The following is a 25,674-nucleotide window of genomic DNA, read 5'->3' as shown; positions in this document are numbered from 1 at the left end:
GGAGGTTTGTTAATGCTTGAGTCACCTATTAATAAATCAAAAGCAAAAGAAAAATATATAAAGATAATTAAAGGTGTATTAGCAACTATTTATATTTTTTTTGCATGTACAATGCCTGTTCATGCACAGAAAGTAAAAGACAGCAAATTAGTAACAGGAACAGAAAAGCTAATTAATGACATTACAATAAAACTCATTATATTAGCTCCAATTATATCTGGGTTACTAATTATATATTTCTGTATAAGAAGGAGTGCTGCTGATGAAATGGATGTTAAGAAATGGAATAATCGTATTACTACAGCTATTGTTTCTTGTATAGGTGCAGTACTTGGTTCAGCACTAATAAATCTAATAGTAGGTTATTACAAATAGTATAGAAAGTAAAAAGCAAAATTAAAAATATATTAATCGGAGGAATTTATAATGAGAAATTATTTAATAAAAATACATATTAAAGGTATTAATACAATGGATAGGGTTAAAGAAATTATGAAATCCAATAAAGGAGAAGGATTTATAGATAGTGCTTTGAAAATTTTAATAAGTGTTGTAGTAGGTGGATTATTATTATCTGGTTTATATATGCTATTTAAAGATACCGTTTTACCCACATTGACTGATAAAATAACAAATATGTTTGATTTTAAGGGCTAAGATAAAATCAATATGTTTGATAAAAGATTCAACTAAAACAAAAAGTATTATTAATAAGAAAAAGGCTTGCAAATCTGCAAGTCTATAAATACACCTAGTTTTCTTCTAACAATCGGTGAATATAACCAAGAACTTGTTTTCGTTGACTGTCAGTTAATTGAAGAAAGTATCTAATTGTTTGTTTATCAATTTCGTCAAGAGAATTTTGTATAGCAAGCTCATCAATAAGATTATCAGTAATGTCATTAAAAACAACACCTTCACCAGTAGTAAACCAATTTTCGTTTACATTGAATTCTTTAAGAATCGTATTCTTGACTCGGGTTGTTAACATGACAGTACCATTTTCGATATTAGCTAGGTTAGATCTGCTCATATTAATTCTTTTGGCGAATTCCACTTGATTTAGTTTAAGAAATTTTCTAAGCTCTTTTATACGTGATTGTATAATTAACACCCCCATAAATAACATAGAATTTGTATGATGATTTTAGATTAACTACTTTTTTCTAAGAGGCGATGCATGTAGCCAAGAACTTGTTTGCGTTTATTATCATTCAAATTAATGAAATTATATATTATGTTTTTATCAATATCATCAAGAGAATTTTCTATGGATAGTTTATTGATTAGTTCTTCGGTAATATCATTAAATACATTACCTTGTCCTGTTTCAAACCAGTTAGGATTGACATTAAATTCTTTTAGTATAGTATTTTTAACTCTATCAGTTAACATTATGGTACCATTTTCAATATTAGATAAATTTGATTGACTAATATTAATTTTCTTAGAAAAAGATTCTTGAGTAAGATTTAGTAAGTTTCTAAGTTCTTTAATTCGTGAAATAGAGACCACCTCCCATTAAAAATAGTATATAGCACCATTAAATGTTTGTCAATAATAAAAAACAACCCTATAAAGTATTGACACAAATAATTTAGAATGATAAAATGTTTGTAACAAATAAAAAAGGGGATGATTTCATGGATGTGCAAATAATAAATGAATTAATAAAATGTATGTCAAAGCTTGATAAAGAAGAGAAACTAGAAATTCTAAAGATGACTAAAGGTTTACTAATAGAGAATAATGATAATACAAAAGATAACTATAATGTTTTATATAAATAAAAATATACTTAAGCTATGGTAGGGGGAAAATCAAGTGGAAGTAAAAAAATATAGAAGTTACTGGGCTGTGTACGACAAAGACGAAAATTTAGTGTGTGTAACAGTATATAAAAAAGGTGCAATGGAAGTAAAAAGACGTATGGATATACTTTTGAATCAGCTTAATAAGGGAAAACAAAATGAAAGTGTTTTGCAAGGACAATAACCTGTTTTTATTAAGAGCAATAAATAGAGATAAAGAGATAAATTAATAAATAATACATAAAATTTGTAATAGGTACCTGTTGATTATTAAATATAATCAATGGGTATTTTTTTTGATAATAGGAGGCGATTAAGTGGAAGCTCTTTTAGTTCTCCTTATTGTAGCTATCCTAAATGGATGTTTAATTTATGTAAATTCCATTTTAGATGGTTTAATAGATATAGCTTTATATGCAGATACTTATATGAATACACTTCTTGGTTCTAATGGATTCACGCAAATATTTGATATATTTTTTAATTTTGGGATATCATTAATAGTTTTAAAATTTCTTAAGAAAGGGTTTGATATTTACATACTTTGGACAGATGGAGATGCAGAAATTGATCCATTAACATTACTTACAGGATTTTCTAAAGCACTTGCAATAGCAGTATCATTTCCTACAATATACTCATGGTTAGCTACCATAATTGAAGATTTAACTAATAAAGTACTAGAAATTATTGGGTTAAGTATGCAAGAAGATTTTACTACAGTAATAGCTGGCATATCATCAGCAGGTCTATTTACAGCATTAGTATCATTAATATTCTTTATATGCTTTTTCCTACTTTACATACAGTTTTTGATTAGAGGATTAGAAATTCTAATACTACGAATAGGATTACCCTTAGCATGTAGTGGTTTGATAGATTCAGATGGTGGAGTATTTAGAACTTATATACAGAAATTCTTTCAGTCTACATTAGCTGTACTTGTTCAAATAGTTTTAGCAAAACTTGGTGTTGCCTTAATGCTTAATATTCATGTGTTTTGGGGGATAGCAGCTCTAATGTTAGCAATTAAGACACCTAAATTCCTACAAGAATTCTTAATTATATCAGGAGGTGCAAGTAATCCAATGGGTACAGCATACTCAGGAATAAGGTTAGTTCAGATAGCAAAAGGAGCATTTAAAAAGTAATGGGAGGTATATATGGATTTACTAAAAGAAATGGCAAATGCTTTTATAATATTAATTAGAGTAGGAGTAGTATTAAGAGTTATATTTTGTTTTATAAAAATTGGTAGTAATGGTCAGGAGTCTGAGGTATATAAGAAGAAGGCTAGGAATATAGTGGTGTTTTATATTATTGCTGAGAGTGTATGGGAGATTAAAGATATTGTTGTAGGGTATTATGGATAATATATTATAAAGAACAAGCTGAACATATGAAAGAACAATAATTATTTAAGAAGGTGATAAATTTGAGACAAAACCTATCTCTATACATACCTCTTGGTCTTAAAACAAGAACAGAACTTTTTGAAGGCTTTGGAAAATCTGAGCTAGTTAAGTCAATCATAGTAACTCTCATAGCAGGTGGTATAGACACAATAATATATATGATTACAAATAACACTACTTTTACGGTAGTGTTTATTTTATGCTCAATATCAGGTGCAGTAATGATGTTTACAAAAGATATTACAAATATATCAGCATATGATCAAATAAGGTTTATGATTAGATTTGCAAGAAGCCAGAAAGTGTATAACTATAAATATTTAGACGAATGGGAGTGGAAAAAGTGAATAATGAACCAGTGGATAAATATAAAATATCAGGATATCTAAATACTGCAATTTCAGGGAAATTAATATATACATTCTTAAAAGAAATAGCAGACGAAAATGGTGAAGCACAGATTAGTATTAGCAAAATCAGCAATATTCTAAAAATCGCTAAAACAACTGTAAGACAAAATTTACATAGATTAGAGCGAAATGGATATATTTTCATAAGAAAAATGTATCGTGAAGATGGTGGAAGAATTGCTAATAAATATATTTTAAGGTAGGTGATGATAATTTGATTTATTATATTATAACTGCGATTTTTACTGGAATTTTATTAAATCTAATTTTGGGAAAATATTTTAAGATAAAAAAGTATCCATTGACAGTTATATTAAGCATAATAATAATGTTTATTCTAATAAGAACTTTTGATAATCAGTTAATGATTATTAAAGGTTTTTTGTTTTCTGAGGTACTAATATTTACAAGTATTGTGGATTTTAAAACTAGAACAATACCAAATACAGTACATATTGTAATATTATTATTAAGCATAATTAATATAAACCTACTTCAATCAATGCTAGGATTTATAGTAGTTCCTTTACCGTTTTTATTAGCAGCACTCTTAGAGCCTAATAGTATAGGTGGTGGAGATATAAAACTTATGTCAGCAATAGGTTTTTTGTTAGAAGTTAAAAATGGTTTAATAGCAGGAATGATTAGTCTTATTATTGCAGTAGCGATTAATAGTATTTTATATAAATTAAAAAGAAAGGATAAAAGTGAATCCTTTCCTCTTGGATTATATCTGTCTATAGGAAGTTTTGTATCATATATTAATATATAAATGGTAAATTAAGAATAGCCTTATTGAATATATTTTCCCAAGAAAAAAAATCTTTTAATGGTAGATAACCTGCAATTTGTAACCCTGATGGTTCACAGGAAGCCCAGAGATAGATGTTGTTTTCATCAATACCAAACCAATAAGGTAACCCTTGATGGATAATGTATGAAGGCAGTGACTTATAAATTTCACCTAGAGTATCCCAATTATTATCCCTAAAATTATTTAAGTCTAAGCAATATACTCTATCTATTGAAACCATATCGTTTATAATTTCATAACTATTATTATAGTAATGAGTATCTTCTATTAATTTGTTCATAAAATCACTCCAATATCTTTAATAAATAATTTATATAAAATACTATATAGATTATATAGCAGCAGCATTAATAGTACAAGCATTAGGAGGAAATAGAATAATGAAACTGTTAAAGAATAAAACTGTATTAGGATTAATATGTATATTTTTATCCTTAGTCATATGTTTTGGCATAACACCACTTTTTAATAAAGCAGTTGGAGCTAAGACAAAAATTGTAAGAGTATCCAAGGATATTAGAACTGGAGAAATAATAACAAATAATAAAATAAAGATTGTAACCATAGGAGGATATAATTTGCCTGATAACGTAATAAAAGATAAATCTAGTATAGTAGGTAAATATGCTACAGCTGATTTATTAAAAGGAGATTACATTCTAAATACTAAGCTATCAGATATTCCATTAACAGATAATGAATATCTTTATAATTTTAATGGAACCAAAAGAGCTATATCTGTAACAATAAAAAGCTTTGCAGCTGGCTTGTCAGGTAAATTGGAAGAAGGAGATATAGTTTCAGTAATTGCTTCAGATTATGGAGAATTTAGAGAAACATTGATATTACCTGAATTACAATATGTCCAAGTAATAGCTGTAACAACAAAAGAAGGTAATGACATAACATTGGATGAGAATAAAAAATTCTCAGATTCAGAAGAACAGGAGTTACCATCTACAATAACTTTTCTAGTTAATTCAAAACAATCCAAGCTATTAGCTGATTTAGAGCAAAAGGGTAAAATTCATATTTCATTAGTTTATAGAGGTGATAAGGAAAAGACAGATGAATTTTTAAAAGAACAAGAGCAGTTTATTGAAGATAATCCCAATTCAAATCTATTAATTAATAATAAAGGCATAACAAAGAAGGGGGAGTAGGTAGTGATTAACAATCAAATAATAGCTGTTTGGGGAAGTCCTAACAGCGGTAAAACAACTACATCAATTAAGATAGCAAGAGAACTTTCCAAGAATAAAAAGAATGTTATAGTTGTTATGGGTGATATAGTTGCACCAGCATTAATGACGGTATTACCAGAAATAGACATGAGAGACAAATCATTAGGAAAGGTGTTGTCAGCTCCACAAATAACCCAAGAAAGTATAATGGCAGAGTGTATTACTTTAAAGAAAAACGAGTATATAGCTTTGTTATCATATAAGCAAGGAGATAATGTTTTTACTTATGCAGATTATGAAAGAGAAAGAGCAGTAGATTTCTTAATCTTATTGAGACACTTAGCTGATTACATAATAATTGACTGCAACAGTTATATTGAAAATGATATGCTTTCAGCTACTGCACTAGAGTTATCTGATTTAGTATTAAGACATATTACTTGTGATCTTAAAAGTATTTCATTTTATGATTCTCATTTACCTTTGATTGCAAGCAGTTTATATAAAGCAGATAAACATATAAAGATATTGTCTAATATAAAAGAATATCAATCAAAGTCAGGAGTAATACAAAGATATAACGGTGTTAAATATCAGTCAGATTATAGTCGTGAATTAGAAGAACAATTTTTATGTGGAGAATTATTAAAACCATTAGAATTAAAAGAAAGTATTTCTAGTAAAAGAGTTATTACTGATATAGCAGATATTATTTTATATGGTGGGAAGGATAAGAAAGAAGAAAAACAATCTGAAATAAACGTAGATAAAATTATTCCTATAAAACTACATAGAAAAGCTAACATAAATAATAAAATAAAAAGTATAACTGAGAAAATCAAACTTCCAAGATTAAATAAGAAAAGAGGATATCATGAGTGATAAATCAATGTTTTTTAGAGATAAAGATGCCACTACATCATTTACAGAGATACTAAGAGCTGTTCAAGAATATATCTCAAACAAATATTCAGTCCTTCTATCAGAACATCCAGATGAACAAAAGAAACAATTAAAATCTTATATTAAAAAGTTCGTTAGGGATTATGGATATAGTATTGAAGGTATGACTATAGATGAATTAGTAAAAAAATTGTATACAGAGATGGCAGAATTCTCATTTCTAACAAAATATCTATTCGCTAATAATATTGAAGAGATCAACATTAATTCATATAAAGATATTAAAATTACTTATTCTAATGGCAGTATAATACCATCAAAAGAAAGATTCAATTCTCCAACACATGCTATAGACGTAATTAGAAGATTACTTCATCAATCGGGTATGATACTTGATAATTCACAGCCTATAGTACGTGGCCATTTGTCTAATAAAATTCGTATAACTGTATTTGGTAACGGTGTAATAGACCATGACAAAGGCATAGCAGCATCAATTCGTATAGTTAATCCCAAAGAATTAAAAAAAGAAGATTTTATAAAAAATGGAACAGCTACAGAAGAAATGATTGATTTTCTAAGTAGAAGTCTTAGATATGGTGTAAGTATATGCATAACAGGTGCAACGAGTTCAGGAAAGACCACTTTGATGAGTTATTTATTATCTACAGTACCTAATGATAAAAGAATAATTACAATAGAAAACGGAACACGTGAATTTGATTTAGTAAAAGAAGATGAAGATGGAACAGTATTAAATAACGTAATACATACAGTAACAAGAGATTCGGAAGATGAAAGACAAAATATTGATCAAGAAAAGCTTTTAGAATTTGCTTTAACAGCTAATCCAGACGTCATTAGTGTAGCAGAAATGAAATCAGCAGAGGCTTTTGCAGCTCAAGAAGCTGCAAGGACTGGACATTCTTTAACAACTACAATCCACGCAAATTCATGTGAAGCTACATATGCAAGAATGGTTACATTATGTAAAATGAAATATGATATATCTGATAACACATTATATAAGCTTGTAACAGAGGCATTTCCGATTGTAGTATTTTCTAAGAAATTAGAAGATAATACAAGGCGAATAATGGAGATAACAGAATGTATTATACATTCAGATGGTAAAAGAGAATTACAAACATTATATAGATACAAAATAAAAGAAAATAAAATTGTAAAGGATAAATACATAGTTAAAGGAGAATTTGAAAAGGTCAACAATATGTCAAAGAAATTACAAAAAAGATTATTGGAAAACGGATTGCCACAGGAAAAAATGAAAAAATTCTTGAGGGAGGATGAGTAATAATGACAATACTGTTAACTATAGCTTTAACAGGATTAATAACAGGATGTTTTATATTATTGGAATTATCACCCTATCAATTGATAGAAAATCTATCAAAACATTTTAATAATAAACCATTAACAATAAAACAAAAAATATTAAAAGTTCAAGTGAAGAAGAAGCAAAAGGGTTTAAAGAAATTTATAGCAGAAACTATCGATATATTAGAAATGACAAATAAAAAGAATAGGTTTGCAACTCTTTGCATTCTATCATTGGTATTGTTTATCTTAGGAACACTACTTTCCATATCTATGTCTAACATGATAATGATACCAGTACTTTCTATTGGCATGGCATTGATACCTTTTTGGTATATTAAATTCACAGCAGCATTTTATAAAAAGCAACTTAACAGTGAGCTTGAAACAGCATTATCAGTTATAACTAATTCATATCTAAGGAATGAAAATATAATAACAGCAGTAGAAGAAAACATAGATTATATTAATCCTCCTGTAAGAGATGTATTCAAAAGCTTTTTATCGCAAACAAAGCTAATTAATTCCAATGTTAATATAGCACTAGAAGGAATAAAGACAAAAATAGATAATGATGTATTTAAAGAATGGGTTGACGGATTAATATCATGTAGGGATGATAAAAACTTAAAACATACCTTATCACCAATAGTAGCAAAATTATCAGATATGAGAGTAGTAGGAGCAGAGCTAGAGTATTTAATGTATGAGCCTGTTAAGGAGTTTATAACTCTTGTAATTTTGTTGTTAGGTAATATACCACTTATGTATTTCTTAAATAAAAGTTGGTACAGAACTTTAGTTCATACTGCAATAGGTAAAACAGTGTTATCCATTACAGTATTAGCTATATTTATATCACTTAATGCAGTTATCAAACTTAGTAAGCCTGTTGAGTATAAGAGTTAATGTTCATATCTTTACTAATGAATGAAAACATATTAAAAAATATAAGAAGGTGGTGAATAAGTAATGATTTTATTATTAGTTTTTACAATGTTGGTTTCTTTAGGGTTGTATTTTATACTAATAGATATAATTAAGGTACCTAAAAATAAAACAGCAAAAGTAATACTTACGATAAATAAAAGAGATAAGAGAAAGTCAAAAAATCTAGAACTATTTATTTTAGAGATGTCACAGAAATTATCAAAAATAATTAAGCTTAATTCATATAAAAAATCAAAATTAACATCAACGTTAAAATCAGCAGGAATAAACTTAACACCAGAAACATATATAGCAAAAGCCATTGTGAAAGAAGGACTTATACTATTAAGTATAATACCTGCTTTATTTATTTTTCCAATACTTGTCCCAGTTATTATTTTTACTTCAGTTACTATGTATTTTAAAGAAGTTTCCAATGCGGATAAAGCTTTGAAAGAGAAAAGACAAGAAATCGAAAATGAGTTACCAAGATTTGCAGGAGTATTAGCACAAGAATTAAAAGCAACTAGAGATGTATTATCAATACTAGAATGCTATAAGAAAAATGCAGGATATAGCTTTAAAAAACAATTAGAGATAACTATAGCTGATATGAAAAGTGGAAATGAAGAAACTGCTTTAACAAGATTAGAAACTAGGTTAGGAAGTTCTGCGTTATCAGATATTGTCAGAGGACTAATAGGTGTGTTAAGAGGAGATAATGGAGTAGTCTATTTTAGTATGTTATCTCATGACTTAAAAGCATTAGAACTGCAAAAGCTTAAAACAATAGCAGTAAAACGACCAAGTAAGCTTAGAAAATATTCATTTATGATGTTAGGTTGTTTTATATTAATGTATTTAGTAGTTATGGTAATTGAGATATATAAAACATTAGGAACTATGTTTTAAGAGGGGTGTAATTATTATTGAAAATATTAAAATCTAAAAAAGGTGAAGGCTATATAGATGTAATTGTAATAATATTATCAGCTATGTTAGTAATATCTTTAGCAGTTAAAGTTTTCCCTGTATTTATTGCTAAGAATCAATTAAACACTTTTGCTGATGAGATACTCAGAGAAGCTGAAATTTCTGGACAAATAGGGAGTAATGTAAATAATAGAGTTATAAGTATGAAAAAACTAACAGGACTCAATCCTCAAATTATATGGTCAGCAAAATATAAATCTAGAAAAAAGATACAGCTTAATGAAGAAATAAATGTAACAGTAATACAAACGGTAGATATAGGGTTATTTAACTTTGGCTCAATCCCCATAAAATTAACATCAAAGGCTAAGGGAAGGAGCGAAGTTTATTGGAAGGAATAGAAATAATAAAAGAAAGGGTATTGAAAAATAAAAAAGGTAATGGAGTAATATATGCTTGTATCATAGTTTTATTATTGATGTTATTATTTAGTACATTATCAGAATATCTAAGGCTTCAAATGATAGCAAAAGGAGTTAGAAATGCTTTACAAACATCAATTACATCTGTAGCAACACAGAATTATGACGATATATATAATGGAATAAGAGAAGGATATTCTGGTGGATATAAATTAAATGATAATAATAGATGGGAAAGATCTATTGATACAGGTAATGTTTATTATCACTTAGATAATACTTTGGGGTTAAGAAATAATGGAAGACATCATATAAAAATATCAAATGGTAAGACTGAATTCAGCTTATCTAATCTTGATATAAAAATAATCAATAGCCCTCTAGCACCAACAAGTTATAGTACACAAAATAAGTTCAAAGCTGAGGGTAAAATATCACTAGAAGTACCACTAGGATTTGGATGGGGTATGTTACCACCAATGAAAATAAATCTTAAGGTGGTAAGTGGTTACATATCTAAATTTTAATAAAATCAGGCTAACACTTGACAATATATAATAAATATGTTTATTTTTTAACAAGAGGAAATACAGAACATTTTCATAACCAGGGAGGAATATCTAATGAAAAAGCAAAAGATAAAAAATAATATTATTGTAACGGTTTTAATAATTACATGTATTGGAATAGGAGTTTTAATTATAAATAAGCTTGAAAATAAGCCCCAACCTGAAAAAGTTAATAAACAACAGTTGGAACAGATATCAGATGTTAATGTTGATATAGACAAATCAAAAGAAAAAAAAGAAGCAGATGAAGAAGAATTAGGAGTAAATACGAATCAATATGAACAGGAGACAGATAATAAAGAAATAGAAACCATACATAATAAAGAAGTAGAAAATGTAGAAAATCAAAATATATCCCAGCAAAAGTCCGATAATAAAAAAGAGCAAGTGGATGTGCAGCAATTAAAAGAACAAACAAAAATAGAACCTGAAATAAAAGAGCATGTAGTAGATGAAGAGCCTGATAATTCGGATGAAGGAGTAAATAAAACAGATACTATGCAAGATGAGAAAAATGAAATACTAGGAAAAACACATGAAATAAAAGAAGAACCGTCATCAAATAATGATAACTTAGTGACTGACTCTGAAAATCCATTTAATCAAGCACCTACACCAGAACCTGAAAGTGGACTAAATGGTGAAACAGATATAGAAGATATAACAGACCATGTGCCTGGAACTGGTGATAAATTCTAGGGACTAAATAAAAACAAAGCAAAAGTAGTTTCTTAATTGAAGCTGCTTTTTATTTTAATGTAACCAATGATTTATAAAATATTTATTAACGTAATAAAAATTGATAAATAAACAAATTAGTTATTTCAAACTAAGGAGAGTGATACATAGGATGTCAAAAAAAGTTATAGTATTTGTTTTAATTATTTCAATTATAATTATGCCAATGAATGTATATGCTGATGATAATGCTGATAGTGGTTCAGGTGATACTAAAACTTCAACAAAAGATAGAGGTTTTTATAGGTATAGTGAGTATATGTATAAAGTTTCAGTTTATGTAGGATTAAGCGATAAGAGTAATAAATATAGTTCTTTAGAAAGTGATTTTAAAATGATAGGTAATAATCCAATATATATAAAACCTTCCAATTTCAATCTACCCAATAATCTTATGCGTAGTCTAGGAGGAAAAGTTGATTATTTAACTGGTTCAAAATTAACTAATAGTAGATTAACAAAAGATATAATAATTGATAATCCTCCACCTATTCCAATAACAAACGGTGGAAATATCAATAAAGTAAAATCATACTTTGGGGATACAGAAACTTTAAATGCATTAATTGATTCATTTGCAAGACAGAAAGGAACTACACCAGAAGGATTAGTATCGAATATAAATTTTACAATAGGTGGTATAACGAAAAAATATCCTTCAAATCAAGTATTACCTATAAAAGATAGTGGACAATATCAAAATCAAGTACCTTGGGTAATAATCTATGAACCAGTAATTATCTCATATTTAAAAGACCATAAAACTATATTAGGATTTACTGCTACAGAATATGCCCTAGCACAAAAATTAAAATATTTTAACTTCAAGTTTGGAAATACAGGTCAATATATTTCAGCCATGACACATTCAGATCTTCCTAATTCAATTATACTTGAGGAGAGTTGGTTTGGATATCCAGTAGTGTCTGCTTTACCAGATGGAGTATATTGGGATGAAGATAGGATAATTAGTAGTGGTGGATGGGGAATGAGAATGCTTAAAGCTGACCATAAAGATAAAAAAGAAAATAATACTTCTTATGATAATGAATATAGAGTTGATACTGATGTAATAACATCGGTAAAGATATATGCTAATACTGATAGAATAACACCTGATGATAAAGCATATATAAAATTTAATGCAAATGGAAAAATAAAAACAACGTCTGTAACAATGCCAAGTGGTAGTAATCAATTAGTTTTTATAAAATGGCATACACCATCAAAACCTCAAGATGTAAAAATAACTGTTGAAGTTACAGGAAATAGTTCAGCTAAAATTGATAGAAATACTAGATATAAAACTATTAATGCAAAAGTAGTAAATTTAGAAAGTAAAGAGCCACCTAACCCAACTGCAAATGATAGAAAATCAAAAGATTATACTATTCCAAGATTACCTAACAAGTCACAAAATACGAGTGCTTCATGGGGAGAATGGAAATGTCATTGGAAAGAGAATTGGGTTGAGGTCACACATTATAGAACAGAACACTATACCATGTATCATAGAGGTGGTTGCAAAAAAGATGGAACATGTCCAGGACATAGAAGAACTAGGAGAGTGCCATATACTGTTTTAGAAGATCATGGAGATTGGGAATATGACTATGAAAGTTATAGTGTATCATTATCAGGGGCAATGACTGTATCACCAGACATAAAAGTACCTACTGCAAAGGGGAAACAACTAAAGTCAGGATATGGTATAAATATAAATGTGTCTACAAATATAAATCTAAATGCTCCTAAAAGCCATGTTACAGGAGTTCAAAACGTATTAACTTTTTATCCCGAATTTAATTACCAAGAATATTTAAGATTGATGGAAAAGACGTCAAACTGTAACTTTGAACTAAAAAAGAATAAATACTCAACATATAATAACAGAGTTCATTTCACACCAGTATGGTTTCCTAATTCAAATTATAGAGTATATGGACAAATAATAGATTTATGGACACCAGATGGAATGCTATCTATGAATGTAAATGATTATGTTAACATTCAAGGAAATTTATACGATGATTGGCATATTGGAATTCAATAAAGGGGGATGATGAAATCTGAGATTTAATAGTATCTATGCAGAACCACTTTGGTCATACAAAGCATTATCAAAGAATGTAGTGGTAGAAGTGTAGAAGATTATCATAATAATATGAATTATATTCATTATATAATATAGAAAAGATTAGGAGGGATAGATATGGATTTAACTATATTAATTGTAATAATATCAATATGTATAGTAGCAGGTATAATAGTATTTATTAAACCTAGATACAATAAGAAGAACAAATCTCAGAAACTTAGTCAATCGCAAATAACAGCTAATGAATTTATTAATGTTAAAGATATAAGAGATAAATATCTCTATACTTTGGATGGGCAAATATTTATGTATATAAAAATACATCCTATCAGCATAGACCTTCTAAGTCAAAGAGAAAAAGAGCAGCTAACAAAAAATCTAACAGCAGAGTTATCAAGTGAACGTGAGCCATTCAAATTCATTGCAGTGTCAAGACCAGTAGATATATCTAATGTGACTAATAACTTTATGAACTTAATTTCTGCAACTAATGATAGAGTGAGAAAAAAATTATTAAGGAATGAAATTCTGTCTATGAGTGAATATGCTTTATCAGGAGAAGTTGTGGAGAGACAGTTTTATTTAATGATTTGGGATAAAGAAAAGAATGAGAGTGATTTGTATAAAAGATGTAGTATTTTAAAAGAGAAGTTTAACAGTGTGAATATAGATGTGGATATTTTGAATGAGCAGGATATTATAAGACTTTGTAATCTTATAAATAATCCTGCTTATGTGCATTTGGAGGATTGTGAATATGAAAGGGCTATTGCAAGAATTTAGGTATTTATAATGAAAACATTACATATGTATGGTAAAATTAATTTATAGTTTAATGATTAAAAGGAGAGAGTATTTTGCTATGGATAAAGAAATAATTATAGCTTATGAAATATTTGAAAGTCATATTGATGAAATGAGAAATATGTCTTTGAAGGAATTTGATAAAGAATTTACGGATATATATGGTAATCTTAAAATTGCTTTTGGAGAGAATGAGTTTATTAGTTCAATGCTTGAAGATGTACCAATAGAAGTTAAAGAATGTATGTCAGAACTTATTACTAGTTATCTTGATGCTTTAATATGTCTTGTAGATAAGATTGAAAACAGTGATGTATTATATTTGAAATATATAGAAAATAGTTTCTCGTGGTTAAAGGTTAAAAAGAAAAATAATAATTTATTATTTTATGAAGTTAATAAACAATATATTGATGAGATGAACAATAGAATAAGGAATTTTGTTTTAGTTGGTGATGATTTATTTACAGATGAATGTATTTTATGGGGACCAGTAAGGATTGATCAAGCATTATTTAATAAAAAAATATTAAGTGTAGTAACATCGTTTGTTAAAGAAATAAAAGAGATTAATCCAATACTAATAAAAAGTAACTTATTTAGAAAACAATTAAATTTTATAAATAGAAACGGAGTAGTTTTATAAGAGTATTATTTATATTATGTATTTATCATTTAGTTACAAGTATTATAATTTTAGAAAGTAGGTATAGATGTGAAAAGATTAAGTAAATCGTTTAGAGGTGCGTCTTAAATGCTAAACATGCAGAAAAGAGAGCAGCACAGTATATAAGAAGTTATGTTGATAGAGATTACCAAATAGAGCCACCACTTAAGACAGGGAAGTAAATTTATATTATTAATAGTATAATATAACGGATTATATTTTCTTTTTTAATGTTAGTTTTATATGGATATCATTGATACTCTAATAGGTGGTGATTTAAATAGATAAATATGAAGATAGAGTATATAAAATAATTACAAAATTAATAAATAGTCCTATTATATATAATGAAGAACAATCAAAAGGTGAATGTGACTTTTATTTCATGAAAAATAATGAGATGGTGCCAATAGAAGTAACATGTTCTATTGATCCTAAAATGTCAGAAATCCGAAGTCTATTAAAAAATAACAGAATAATAAACACAAAATTATCTATCGGTTCATGGAGAGTTATACCTAAAAAGGAATCTAAAATAAAAAATATAAAAAAAGAAATTGAAGTATTACTAAAAGCACTAGATGAAAATAAAATTAGTAAATTATATTGTGATTATCCATTTAGCATAAATAACAAATGTAATACGGTTGATATTAAAAAAATTTATAGTTCGTTGTGTAGATTAAGAATTGAGTATGTAAAAAAAATTGCTGTTTCTAGTTTTAATAATAAAATAATAATTGGTTATCCTTGTGAGGGTACAATTGTTGAAGAAAAAAATATTAATATTGCAGTTAGAAATGAATGCTTAAAAGAGGATAATATTAAAAAACTAAATACTAATTTAAAAGAAAGACATTTTGTTATTTATGTTGATGAGAGTAATTACTCAGTATGGAAACCTATGGTATATATTCATGAACCTGTGAGCTCTCCACAAGTTAATATGGATAACTTAATCATATGGTTAATAACAAGTATCGATACAAGGTTTGTAATATGGAAATCTGATAATGGAGGTAAATGGGAAATAATACATACAAATATTTAATATAGCATATATTTATAATTAGCAGCCTTAAGGTTGCTTTTTTGTATAGAAAAGGAGGAGAATAACTTTGAAAAGTCAACAAATAAAACAAGATAATTCTTTATTAAACATAATAACCCCAATGGGTTTAGAAATAAAAAGAAATAATCTAATCATAGGAGAAAACACAGGTAAGATCTATGGTATAATCAAATACCCACCAAAAGTTGATTACGGTTGGCTTAGCAAAATAACAAACATTCATAGTAGTGTTGTAAGTGTAAAATTCAAACCAATAGATAATAGTAGCTTTATAGAAAACCTATCAAAAAGTGTTATTCAAAATAGAAGTACTGCTGAAAATGCAAGAGACCCATTAACTCAAAAAAGAGCAGAAAAGGCAGCAAGTGATGGTGAAAAAATAATGGTTCAAATTGACCAAGCAGGAGAAACAGTAGGACTTATGAGTATCAACATAATGCCCATATCAAAAGATGAAGATACATTTGATAAAATAAAGAGAAAAACAGAGAGTACAGCTGCTATGTTAGGATGCAAACTAAGAGGATTGGCAAATTTGCAAAGGGAAGGCTTTAAAATGCTTTCCCCCTTTTATTCCATGGATGAATGTGTTGAACAAATATTAGGAAGAATTATTCCACTATCCACCTTTGTGGGTGGATTTCCTTTTTCATCAAGCGGTTATAATGACAATGCAGGTTATTATATTGGGAGAGATATAGCAGGTGGACTTATCGTAGTAGACCCTTGGAAACGTGGTGGTGATAGAACAAATACCAACATGGTAATTATGGGTATAGCAGGAACAGGTAAATCTACAGCAGTAAAGCATATATCATTATCTGAGTACATGACAGGAACTAAAATTATTTTTTTAGATCCAGAGGCTGAGTACAAAGAAATGACAGTAAAATTAGGTGGAGACTTAATAAATGCAGGTGGTGGACAAGGTGGAAGAATAAATCCATTACAAGTACGACCTACACCAAGAGATGATGAAAATGAAGATAATAAGTTATATGATGATAAAGATGTTAATGGTATGGGAGACCTTGCACTTTATCTTAAAAATTTAGAGATATTCTTTTCTCTTTACATACCAAGTCTTACAGATATGCAAAAAGCAGTTTTAAAAGATTGTTTAATAGAATTATATAATAATTTTAATATAGATTGGTCAACAGAAATAACAAAGCTAAATAACGAAGATTTTCCTATTATGAGTGATTTGTATGACTTAATAATTAAAAAAGCAAAAGAAAGTGAAATAAAAAGTACATCTGATGAAAATAATGTTTATCTACAATTATCACTTCTATTAAAGGATATAGCCTATGGAAGTGATTCTTTTCTTTGGAATGGTTACAGCACTATTAAAACAACATCAAATTGTATATGTCTAAATACTCATGATTTGCAAAATACCAGTGATGGTATAAAAAGAGCACAATATTTTTTATTGCTTAATTGGTGTTGGCAAGAAATGAGTAGAGATAGAAATGAAAGAGTTTTGCTTATTGCAGATGAAGCATACCTACTAATTGATCCAAATGTACCACAATCATTAGTTTTTTTGAGAAATGTAGAAAAAAGAAGTAGAAAATATGAAGCAGCTATAGCAATAATATCTCATAGTGTAGTAGATTTCCTTGACCCAAGTATTAAAAATTATGGACAAGCATTATTAGATATTCCTTGTATAAAATTGCTCTTCGGAACAGATGGAAAGAATCTTCAAGAGTCTAAAGATTTATATGATCTGACAGAAGCAGAAACAGAATTATTAGCAAGTAAAAAAAGAGGAAATGCATTAATGATGATTGGAGCAAAAAGGTTACAAGTTAAATTTGAAATACCTGAATGGAGATTTGATTACTTTGGTAAAGCAGGAGGTAGATAAGATGTCTATAAATCCAAAGACAGTATATACTATAATTAAAGCTACAGGAAGTATTGTAACAGATGAGGAGAAGAGAAAAAAGATTATAATTATTGTAATGCTGCCTATAATTTCAATATTATTAATTCTGAGTATATTTGTCTATATACTCACTAGTCCGTTATCATTTATAACTGGCTTTTTTTCATCTGGTAAAGAAAATAGTTCTGTGCAGAATTTCAAAGCAGTTAATGAGAATATAATTGAATTTAATAATGGTGAACTTATTTTTAATGGTAAATATCCTATGCCAGCCGAAGGTGAAATAACAAGTCCATATGGTAATAGAATTAATCCAGTAACAGGTAAGCATGGAGTACACACAGGAATAGATATAGGAACAAAATGGCATACAGATATAATATCAATAGCAGATGGACAAATAGTAAAGATAGGAATAAATAAGGCCTATGGTCAATACATCATAATAAAGCATGAGCTTGATGAAGAAACATTCTATTCAGTATATGCTCACTTATCAGTGATATGTGCTTTACTAGATGCAGAAGTAAAGCAGGGACAAGTAATAGCACAAGAAGGCGGTGATCCTGATAGAGATCCTTTACCAGGTATTTCAACAGGACATCACTTACATTTTGAAATTAGAGAGAAGCTAAGTGCAAGAAGTCATATTAATCCAATAGATTATTTGTTTAACAACGATGAAGAGAATCAAAATCAGCTTAGAAATGATAAGAAGATTAATAATACAAATATGTAATAATGAAAAGTTAAGACAAAAATTAACTTGATTAAATGATATTAAATATAGATGGTAACTGGAGGTAAGAATGAAAAAGAAGAAGTTAATTGAATTATTTATATACATCATTATATTTATAATTGCAATAATAATGTTAGTTATTCATAAACCCAAATCGAAACAAATGCAAGTACCAGATATTAAGCAAATGAAGGAGATGCCTGAAAGTGATTTTATATCTATCGAGTAATGAAAATAAGGATATATTAGATTATATAATAGAAGATAAAAAACTAGTAGTAAAGAAGTTAATAGGTGAGTTTGATATTAATAAATTTGTTTTACATGACATGAGAAATCTAAGCCTCTGTACTCAAATAGTAATTGATTTAAGAGCTGTAACTGATAAAGAAGAAGAACTTATAAATGCTTTAATAGCTTTTAAAACCATATATGATGCAAGGGTTATTATATTAGCAGAATGTTTAAAGTGTGGTAATGAATTGTTAAAAAGGTTAATTGATGTTGGAGTATATAATATAATAATTTCAGAGGATATTGAGAATATACATAAAGAAATAGAAAAATGTATAATGGGAGAGGGGATGACATATCAAGATTGTTTAAAGCTTATTACTAAACCAATAGATATACAAGATAAAGTAATTTCTAATCTGAAAAGGGAAAATGTTAAGATAGCTGTAGCAGGTGTGATGCATAGAATTGGCACAACGACTACAGCTATTAATTTAGCTAATTATCTTGCTAGTATAGGTGCTAAGGTTTGTTATGTAGAAAACAATAAAAGTGGTCATTTAAAAATGTTATCAAAGTTTTATAAAGAGTTAATTAATAAGAATAATTATTTAGAGTATAAAGGTGTTAAATATTATGAAAATAACCAGAATATAGAGTCAGATAATGACTTTATTATTTATGATATGGGAGAAATTACATATAAAAATACTGTTGCTTTTAGTAATGATACAGTCAATATACTTTGTGCAGGAATTAAACCTTATGAGCTGAAAATGTTATATAAAATTTCTAAGTTAATATTGGATATTGATGTGCAAATAGTTTTATCTTTTGTATCTAATAGAGATAAAAATAAGACAGAAAAGCTATTGAGTGAACTTAATAATAGATATTATTATGTTAAGAATTCAACTGATTTATTTAGTTGTAATTGTAATGAGGAAGTATTTAATCAATTGTTACGTGAGTATATTAAAATACAATAAACTAAATATGCCACACTGTAAATGGCATTTATGGAGGGATAAAAATGACTAAGGCACAATTTTTAGATAAAGTATATATCACTAATTTAAAGAGTAGAGCTGTTACAGTTGTATTTTATTTAGTAAATAGAGCAAATAAGGAAATGACATGTTTCCCTGCAATAAAAACAATAGCAAAAGAGTGTAGTATATCGGAAAGGACGGTAAGAAGAGCATTAAAAGATTTAGTAGATGTAGGGTTGTTAAAAAAAGAAATTAGATGGAGAGAGAATGGAGGACAATCATCTAATTTATATATATTACAGAATTTAAAAGATGATAATCAAAAAGAATCTATAAGCAATAATGCACAAAATAAAAATAAAACACAGCAGGAAGAAAAATTTGTTAGTAGTAAAAAATATATTAAACATATTGACTTTACTAATTATGTTAAAGAAAGTGTAAATAATGATGGTGATATACAACCAGAAAAAGATAATATTCATTTAAAAGAAATAGAAGTTATGGATAAAAATAGGTTATTAAATGTTAAAAAAAGTGGTACCAATTTTAGGGATGAAAAATCAATAAAATTAAGATTAGATATTAACGATTTATGGGAAAAAACTAAAAGAAATATTAAGAGTTATTTAGTAATATTGAAAAAAGTAAATAAGATGAAAATTGAAATGGCAGGGGGAGGGTGACAGAACGTGTAATCCTATAACTATATATTTTAAGATTTTAGGGGTATAGAAAAAAAGAGTTTATATATAACTATTAATAAAACAATATAAGAATATTTATAGAATATATAATTATATATTACAGTAAATTATGTTGAAATAAGTATGAAATTGGTATAAAATTATAATTACGTGAAATTTAATAAAAATAAGAGAATTATACACCTGTTATGTCTATAATGGGAAGTCAAAGATAAAAAAATATAAATAGTTAGATGGATTTAGTAGAAAGGTTATTGCGGTTTGTTCAACATAAAATTAATATACACAAAAAAAAGAAAAATAATTGCTGGGTGGATATTAAAATAAAAAGTAAGTAAAATCTAAAGAATTAGCAAGTTAATTATTGTTAGCTTGCAGTGTCGCAATTAATGTTAATTAAAAATTATAAAAAATAAACTGTAGAGAAAGAGGAGAGGTATATGGCATCAATTGAATATGGCATAGACGGATATGGAAGAAAAGTTTATCCTAGGCAAGCAGTTCGTGGGCGCACATATACTTGCCCTTGCTGTTTGGAAGAAATTATAGTACGGTATCGTAATGGAAATTATTTTGCCCATAAACCAATTAAAAACAGAACACCTCTACAGAGAATCTGTCCAGGATATAAAGGAGTTGTAAATTATAAAAAGATTGAGGGAAAAGTCGATAAAGTATATATAATTAACGGGGGATTACCACTATATTTAGGTATTTTCAGAGATGAAAAATATCAATTAAATGCTTACTTTCCTCCATTAAGTCAATCTAATATGAATAGTTTGGAAGAGTGGGGAACAAAAGTAATTGTCACTGAAGGTGGAGCTAAAAAAGAATATTCTGCAAGTAATATAAGGTTTTATAGATTGAAAACAACAGTTGACTGGATAAAGGTCAAATGTAAAGTATTAAAACATCCTATCACAGAAGTGCAACAGAAATGGGAATGGGGCGTTCGGGGATTAGATTGTGAAAAAGATATATTTCATTCCCACTATGCTGGAGGTTTTCGGGTGGCATTGCATTCCAATATTGTGGTTGGAAAAGAGTACCTTATTGTAATAAGAAATAACTTTATTTCTTCGATAAAAGGAGTTTGCTTCGAAAGGAAGGGATGTCTTAGTCTTAATAATTGGTATGATAAGCAAGAATTTTCAATATATGCAATGACCGTTAACAGTATAACAGATGAAGCGATTTCGTATGTTCAAAATAAAGGATATCAATTAATTGGGAAAAGTGATGAAATAATACCTATGTGGCCGCCAGCTCTTATTGAGGGTAAAGAGTTAATATACCGACGACACTCGAATGAAGCATTTTTATTTCATGGTAAATGGGCTGATCAACGCATATTTAATGTGAGTGAATATGGCATAACAAATATTGAAAAAAATGAAAATATATTTGAAACTAGAACAAACAATAAAACTTTATTGTTGTCAGATCATAAATTCAATATTTTTTCAAATGAGATTAGATATATGCTAACTCAGACCAGAAATAATTTTGATAATGATAAGTTATATAAACCCAATATAATGTGGAGAACGGATGAGAGCACATTAAAACTACTAACAGTTGCTGAAAATGAAATATTGAAAGCAAAAAAAATATTCTTTGATACAGATACTAAGATTACCATTTGCATCTTGAAAAAAAATTATGTTGAAATGTCTTCAAAAAGAATAGTTGCGAATCTAAAAAGAAATAGAGTATTAGTTGTAGATATGGGAGCTTTCGGTAAAATATGGCTAGAATCTAAACCGATTATGAATAAAGAAAAAGAAATTAGAAAAATATATATTAATGATATAGTAGAATATTTGTATTGTTGTAATGCAATATCTGTTCCCATACCTAATGAAATTTTACAAGTTTTTGAGTATGCAAGACAGAATTCGGGGAAATTGTATAGGGTCATGTTGCCATGGATACAAAAGCAGAAAATACCATTCGCAGCTGCAAAATATTTGTATTCAATCAAGGAGGTACTTAAAGATGAGTAATGTAGATTTGAAAATACTTAATGGTTTGACAGATAAAGATATTAAGACATTATGTAAAAATGCAGACCTAAATGATATGTTGGAGCCAATTAAACGTAATGAGAAACACTATTCTCAATATAGATCTCAGTTAGGGAGAATGGATAAAAAGTCTATTTTAGTTCAGAAAAATTTGCCTAAATTTGCTTTTAAATTATACAAAAAGGGTGATATGAATTATTTGAAGTTTTTTGCGATTACGGCAATGAGGATGAAAATGGTACTTGAGTCAATCATACATGAATGTATGGGAGAAGAAATTCAGTTGGAAGATGTAAAGAATTATTCGATTTACAATTATAAGAAGTTATTTATTCAAATAATTAAATCGCCAAATTCATCGTTAGATTTAGATTTGTTTTTTTTGCAATTAAAAATTTCTGGTGTAGATGTTACCCAAAAGATGAAAGAAAATATAAGGAAAGAGTGGAATTCCATACAAGAAATTGAAAGTATGCGAAAAAAGATACTAGATACCCAGAAAGAAGAAATGAAGAAAAAGGAAGATGAGTTGCAAAAGGAAATAGCGATTCAAAAAGAAAATCTAAAAAGTAAGATTAGAGAACTTGAGACAGAAGTCCAATCTCTAAATTCTCATATTAACTCAAAAGAAAAGATAATTGTGTTGTTAAAGGAAGAGAATGAAAATTTACATAATGAGTTGAGACAGCAGAAAGGTATTGTTGCAAGTAAAGGGAATGAAATAAAAGATTTAAGAAGGAAATTAGAGAAAACACAATTAAACTTGGATGATATTACTATAAAACTACAGATGAAAATTAGAGATATATACGGAGAAATAGAAAATACTTGGCAAGAAGAAAATGAAGCAAAGTTAAAAGAAAAAATAGAATTAGAACGTATAGTTGTAGAGATGAAGGAGTCGTTTAAAGAGTTAGAGGCAAAAAAAGAACAGCTTAAAAGCAAAGTTGGAGAGTGGGAAGGTTATATTGAAGATTATTTTGTTAAGATGGATCAAAAAGTCATTGAGCATAAAATAGAATCACTTCTCTATGAAAGTGGATGCAAGAGAAGTATGGAAATTGCTGCTACAAGTGAAAATACACCAAAATCTGGAGCCCTTTATATACAGAAAGGTTATAAAGCTAAAGAACTTGAAGAGTTTACGGATTATGAGGATTACATAGATGTTGTAGAAACTAATCTTTCTAATGCAGGAGATAAAATGCCAGTTGGAACAATGTATGATTCATTTAATGCAGCTATTGGAGCAGGATTGTGTCCGCTACTTTGTGGATTCGGTGCCAGACAGCTTGCTCTTGCTCTTACAGCAGCTCGTTATGGAGAAAAGTCAGAAATTATTAGTATTCCGGTTGGATTTAATAATATAAATGAGTTGGCAAGTGCAATTTCTGACTCACAAACTTATTCAGTTATAGTGGAAGATGCTTTTGGTACAATGAATGAGAATACCCTTTTGCCTATTTTACGGAATGTAAATGAGAAGATAGTAGTTTTTACAGCGGAGAGTAATGAAAACCTAAGATATTTACAAAAACACTTTTATAATTATATTCAACTTATTGTTTCAACTAAGAGAAAGAATGTTAAAAAGCATAGTTTAGTGTATTCTGATGCTGATATACTATTTAAAAAACGTATATATACATGGAAAGAACCGGGGAATAAATTATCAAAGAAGATATTAGAGCATATTGGAATGAGTAATTCATATGTAGTAACAAGAGGTAATGTATTGTGTGAACTTTTAGCAGAAGACAAGAATAATTCTGAAGACGATGCATTATACAAATTGATTGAAACAGAGTTGAAATGGATTATTGATGAAGATCAGTATGATAAATTAGTAGACCTAATCCAAGGTAATGAAGATAGGTATTCGGAGAAATTAATTGAATGTGTGGTAAGGTAAAATGAAGGATAAATTAATTAGAATATTAGCTAGAGACTTAAAGGTAAATCGATTTACTGATGAATCTGAGTGTGAGTATAATGAACGTTTAATTTATTCAGCTGGAGCGGCTTGGGCTAAGACTTTGGTATATGGACGTTCATATGCTGATAGTAAATTAAGTGATAGTTTTATAAATACAGATATTATGTACATTGAAACTCATCTGTCAAAAGTGCTAGAAGCATATTTACGATGTTTCGATATCAATCTTGATTGGATAAAAAGTACTTCTGCTTCTGGATATGAAGGACGTGCGCGAGCGTTAGCAAGTCAAATTATCAAGGAAGTTATGTATACTTATAACTTGGCACAAATATTATCAAGAAGAATTACCTCCGTAAAAACATCGTTTTATAAATATGCTGATAATTTATACTTAATTAGAGGAAATGTATTAAATGAAAAAAATGTATATTCTGTTGGAGTAGCTCAGTGGAGAAAAGATGATAATCTAGAAGATTACATGATTGATAGAAAAATCATCAATGTTGCTGGTAAAGATTATTATAGCATAATGGATAAGGAATTTAATTGGAAAGATTCTGACCTTAATGACAATTATCTGATTTTTAAATTAGGTTATAAAGGTGGTTATTCAAAGTGTTGGAAACCAATTAAGCTTAATGAAATACCACTAGGTATTAGTATTATAAGATTGGCCAATGCATATAACGGAGGATATATTTTAGTAAAGAAAAATAAAGGTAAATTACGTATAGTAGAGTTAGAACCCTGGTATATTGAGCAAAAAGAAATTTATAGAATACTTTATGCTTTAAACTATAAAAATGGAACTCCTGCTGAATTCAAGGTGAAAAAGAAAGATGATTATTATATCTTAAGATGTAGTGGAGGGATTCCTTCCTATGAAGATAGAATAATAACATGTTGTTCGTGGCCATACATGACATTTAATAATAAATACTTAAGAATTATTCCTTGCTTTTTGTGGGAGGTTGTAGAAAAACAGATTAATAAATTAGGAATAAAATTGGTTGGCTAGCAAG

At 28.1% G+C, this 25,674-nt stretch carries 32 protein-coding genes and 1 pseudogene; 30 read left to right on the top strand and 3 right to left on the bottom strand.

Going from position 1 to position 25,674, the window contains the following annotated elements:
* Positions 1–12: 12 nt before the first annotated feature.
* Both QMG30_RS19600 and QMG30_RS19595 read left to right on the top strand, forming a co-directional pair.
* Positions 13–375 (top strand): Mbov_0395 family pilin-like conjugal transfer protein, encoded by a 363-nt coding sequence (locus QMG30_RS19600; RefSeq protein ID WP_281818403.1) that lies wholly within the window; start codon positions 13–15, stop codon positions 373–375.
* A gap of 51 nt (positions 376–426) precedes the next feature.
* The gene (locus tag QMG30_RS19595) at positions 427–657 is read left to right on the top strand and encodes a DUF6133 family protein (protein ID WP_281818402.1); all 231 of its coding nucleotides are present in this window, start codon (positions 427–429) and stop codon (positions 655–657) included.
* A gap of 94 nt (positions 658–751) precedes the next feature.
* Here QMG30_RS19595 and QMG30_RS19590 read toward each other — a convergent pair whose 3' ends face one another.
* Entirely contained in the window at positions 752–1,120 is a 369-nt protein-coding gene (locus QMG30_RS19590) for a helix-turn-helix domain-containing protein (protein WP_281818400.1), read from the bottom strand.
* A gap of 32 nt (positions 1,121–1,152) precedes the next feature.
* On the bottom strand, positions 1,153–1,515 hold the full coding sequence (locus tag QMG30_RS19585) for a helix-turn-helix domain-containing protein (protein ID WP_281818398.1): 363 nt from the start codon (positions 1,513–1,515) through the stop codon (positions 1,153–1,155).
* 128 nt (positions 1,516–1,643) lie between these two features.
* Here QMG30_RS19585 and QMG30_RS19580 point away from each other — a divergent pair, with 128 nt between their 5' ends.
* The 7 genes from QMG30_RS19580 (at position 1,644) to QMG30_RS19550 (ending at position 4,408) form a co-directional block, all read left to right on the top strand.
* Positions 1,644–1,790 (top strand): hypothetical protein, encoded by a 147-nt coding sequence (locus tag QMG30_RS19580; protein ID WP_281818396.1) that lies wholly within the window; start codon positions 1,644–1,646, stop codon positions 1,788–1,790.
* Positions 1,791–1,824: 34 nt separating this feature from the next.
* On the top strand, positions 1,825–1,995 hold the full coding sequence (locus QMG30_RS19575) for a hypothetical protein (protein ID WP_281818394.1): 171 nt from the start codon (positions 1,825–1,827) through the stop codon (positions 1,993–1,995).
* A gap of 133 nt (positions 1,996–2,128) precedes the next feature.
* A complete protein-coding gene (locus QMG30_RS19570; protein WP_281818391.1) occupies positions 2,129–2,962 on the top strand; it encodes a conjugal transfer protein TrbL family protein in 834 nt (277 codons plus the stop codon).
* Between the two features lie 12 nt (positions 2,963–2,974).
* Complete coding sequence (locus tag QMG30_RS19565; RefSeq protein ID WP_281818389.1) at positions 2,975–3,184, top strand: mercury transporter; 210 nt, start codon at positions 2,975–2,977, stop codon at positions 3,182–3,184.
* Positions 3,185–3,246: 62 nt separating this feature from the next.
* A complete protein-coding gene (locus tag QMG30_RS19560; RefSeq protein WP_281818387.1) occupies positions 3,247–3,573 on the top strand; it encodes a hypothetical protein in 327 nt (108 codons plus the stop codon).
* Positions 3,570–3,839, top strand: a complete 270-nt coding sequence (locus QMG30_RS19555) for a helix-turn-helix domain-containing protein (RefSeq protein ID WP_281818385.1) — start codon at positions 3,570–3,572, stop codon at positions 3,837–3,839. The genes QMG30_RS19560 and QMG30_RS19555 overlap by 4 nt, the downstream gene beginning before the upstream one ends.
* Before the next feature lie 11 nt (positions 3,840–3,850).
* Positions 3,851–4,408: a prepilin peptidase gene (locus QMG30_RS19550; RefSeq protein ID WP_281818384.1), complete on the top strand. Its 558-nt coding sequence runs from the start codon at positions 3,851–3,853 to the stop codon at positions 4,406–4,408.
* Here the strand turns inward: QMG30_RS19550 and QMG30_RS19545 are convergent.
* Positions 4,398–4,730, bottom strand: coding sequence for a hypothetical protein (locus QMG30_RS19545; RefSeq protein WP_281818382.1), 333 nt, complete (start codon positions 4,728–4,730; stop codon positions 4,398–4,400). The two genes, QMG30_RS19550 and QMG30_RS19545, sit on opposite strands and share 11 nt — an antisense overlap.
* A 100-nt stretch (positions 4,731–4,830) precedes the next feature.
* Between QMG30_RS19545 and cpaB the strand changes: the two genes are divergently transcribed.
* The 21 genes and pseudogenes from cpaB (at position 4,831) to QMG30_RS19445 (ending at position 25,670) form a co-directional block, all read left to right on the top strand.
* Positions 4,831–5,613 carry a Flp pilus assembly protein CpaB gene (cpaB, locus tag QMG30_RS19540; protein ID WP_281818380.1) on the top strand — a complete coding sequence of 261 codons (783 nt, stop codon included), beginning with the start codon at positions 4,831–4,833 and terminating at the stop codon, positions 5,611–5,613.
* Between the two features lie 3 nt (positions 5,614–5,616).
* A complete protein-coding gene (locus tag QMG30_RS19535) occupies positions 5,617–6,516 on the top strand; it encodes an AAA family ATPase (RefSeq protein ID WP_281818378.1) in 900 nt (299 codons plus the stop codon).
* Positions 6,509–7,852, top strand: a complete 1,344-nt coding sequence (locus QMG30_RS19530; protein ID WP_281818375.1) for an ATPase, T2SS/T4P/T4SS family — start codon at positions 6,509–6,511, stop codon at positions 7,850–7,852. The genes QMG30_RS19535 and QMG30_RS19530 overlap by 8 nt, the downstream gene beginning before the upstream one ends.
* Before the next feature lie 2 nt (positions 7,853–7,854).
* Positions 7,855–8,784, top strand: a complete 930-nt coding sequence (locus tag QMG30_RS19525) for a type II secretion system F family protein (RefSeq protein ID WP_281818372.1) — start codon at positions 7,855–7,857, stop codon at positions 8,782–8,784.
* A gap of 63 nt (positions 8,785–8,847) precedes the next feature.
* Positions 8,848–9,717, top strand: coding sequence for a secretion protein F (locus tag QMG30_RS19520; RefSeq protein WP_281818370.1), 870 nt, complete (start codon positions 8,848–8,850; stop codon positions 9,715–9,717).
* Between the two features lie 17 nt (positions 9,718–9,734).
* Positions 9,735–10,139, top strand: coding sequence for a DUF4320 family protein (locus QMG30_RS19515; protein WP_281818368.1), 405 nt, complete (start codon positions 9,735–9,737; stop codon positions 10,137–10,139).
* A complete protein-coding gene (locus QMG30_RS19510; RefSeq protein WP_281818365.1) occupies positions 10,127–10,687 on the top strand; it encodes a hypothetical protein in 561 nt (186 codons plus the stop codon). Before QMG30_RS19515 ends, QMG30_RS19510 begins: the two co-directional genes overlap by 13 nt.
* A 96-nt stretch (positions 10,688–10,783) precedes the next feature.
* Positions 10,784–11,428: a hypothetical protein gene (locus tag QMG30_RS19505; protein ID WP_281818362.1), complete on the top strand. Its 645-nt coding sequence runs from the start codon at positions 10,784–10,786 to the stop codon at positions 11,426–11,428.
* A gap of 151 nt (positions 11,429–11,579) precedes the next feature.
* Positions 11,580–13,520 carry a DUF8195 domain-containing protein gene (locus QMG30_RS19500; protein WP_281818359.1) on the top strand — a complete coding sequence of 647 codons (1,941 nt, stop codon included), beginning with the start codon at positions 11,580–11,582 and terminating at the stop codon, positions 13,518–13,520.
* A gap of 159 nt (positions 13,521–13,679) precedes the next feature.
* Entirely contained in the window at positions 13,680–14,348 is a 669-nt protein-coding gene (locus tag QMG30_RS19495) for a TraC-like domain-containing protein (protein WP_281818356.1), read from the top strand.
* Between the two features lie 79 nt (positions 14,349–14,427).
* Positions 14,428–15,015, top strand: coding sequence for a hypothetical protein (locus QMG30_RS19490; RefSeq protein ID WP_281818353.1), 588 nt, complete (start codon positions 14,428–14,430; stop codon positions 15,013–15,015).
* 113 nt (positions 15,016–15,128) lie between these two features.
* A pseudogene (locus tag QMG30_RS25335) lies at positions 15,129–15,218 on the top strand (DUF7677 family protein); the annotation flags it as partial.
* 203 nt (positions 15,219–15,421) lie between these two features.
* The gene (locus QMG30_RS19485) at positions 15,422–16,087 is read left to right on the top strand and encodes a hypothetical protein (protein WP_281818351.1); all 666 of its coding nucleotides are present in this window, start codon (positions 15,422–15,424) and stop codon (positions 16,085–16,087) included.
* Between the two features lie 67 nt (positions 16,088–16,154).
* Positions 16,155–17,987, top strand: coding sequence for a VirB4 family type IV secretion system protein (locus QMG30_RS19480; protein WP_330680799.1), 1,833 nt, complete (start codon positions 16,155–16,157; stop codon positions 17,985–17,987).
* 1 nt (position 17,988) lies between these two features.
* The gene (locus QMG30_RS19475) at positions 17,989–18,747 is read left to right on the top strand and encodes a M23 family metallopeptidase (RefSeq protein WP_281818348.1); all 759 of its coding nucleotides are present in this window, start codon (positions 17,989–17,991) and stop codon (positions 18,745–18,747) included.
* Positions 18,748–18,817: 70 nt separating this feature from the next.
* Complete coding sequence (locus tag QMG30_RS19470) at positions 18,818–18,979, top strand: hypothetical protein (RefSeq protein WP_281818345.1); 162 nt, start codon at positions 18,818–18,820, stop codon at positions 18,977–18,979.
* Positions 18,957–19,973 (top strand): hypothetical protein, encoded by a 1,017-nt coding sequence (locus QMG30_RS19465; protein WP_281818344.1) that lies wholly within the window; start codon positions 18,957–18,959, stop codon positions 19,971–19,973. The genes QMG30_RS19470 and QMG30_RS19465 overlap by 23 nt, the downstream gene beginning before the upstream one ends.
* 44 nt (positions 19,974–20,017) lie before the next feature.
* A complete protein-coding gene (locus QMG30_RS19460; protein ID WP_281818343.1) occupies positions 20,018–20,662 on the top strand; it encodes a helix-turn-helix domain-containing protein in 645 nt (214 codons plus the stop codon).
* A gap of 461 nt (positions 20,663–21,123) precedes the next feature.
* Positions 21,124–22,692 (top strand): competence protein CoiA family protein, encoded by a 1,569-nt coding sequence (locus tag QMG30_RS19455; protein WP_281818341.1) that lies wholly within the window; start codon positions 21,124–21,126, stop codon positions 22,690–22,692.
* Complete coding sequence (locus tag QMG30_RS19450) at positions 22,685–24,625, top strand: hypothetical protein (RefSeq protein WP_281818339.1); 1,941 nt, start codon at positions 22,685–22,687, stop codon at positions 24,623–24,625. The genes QMG30_RS19455 and QMG30_RS19450 overlap by 8 nt, the downstream gene beginning before the upstream one ends.
* A 1-nt stretch (position 24,626) precedes the next feature.
* Positions 24,627–25,670, top strand: coding sequence for a hypothetical protein (locus QMG30_RS19445; protein ID WP_281818336.1), 1,044 nt, complete (start codon positions 24,627–24,629; stop codon positions 25,668–25,670).
* The last annotated feature ends 4 nt before the right edge of the window (positions 25,671–25,674 follow it).

The organism is Vallitalea longa, assembly GCF_027923465.1.
In the GTDB taxonomy this organism is placed as follows: Bacteria; Bacillota; Clostridia; order Lachnospirales; family Vallitaleaceae; genus Vallitalea; species Vallitalea longa.
The sequence above is the reverse complement of the archived record's forward strand: the minus strand, read 5'-3'. Positions and strand labels throughout refer to the sequence as shown.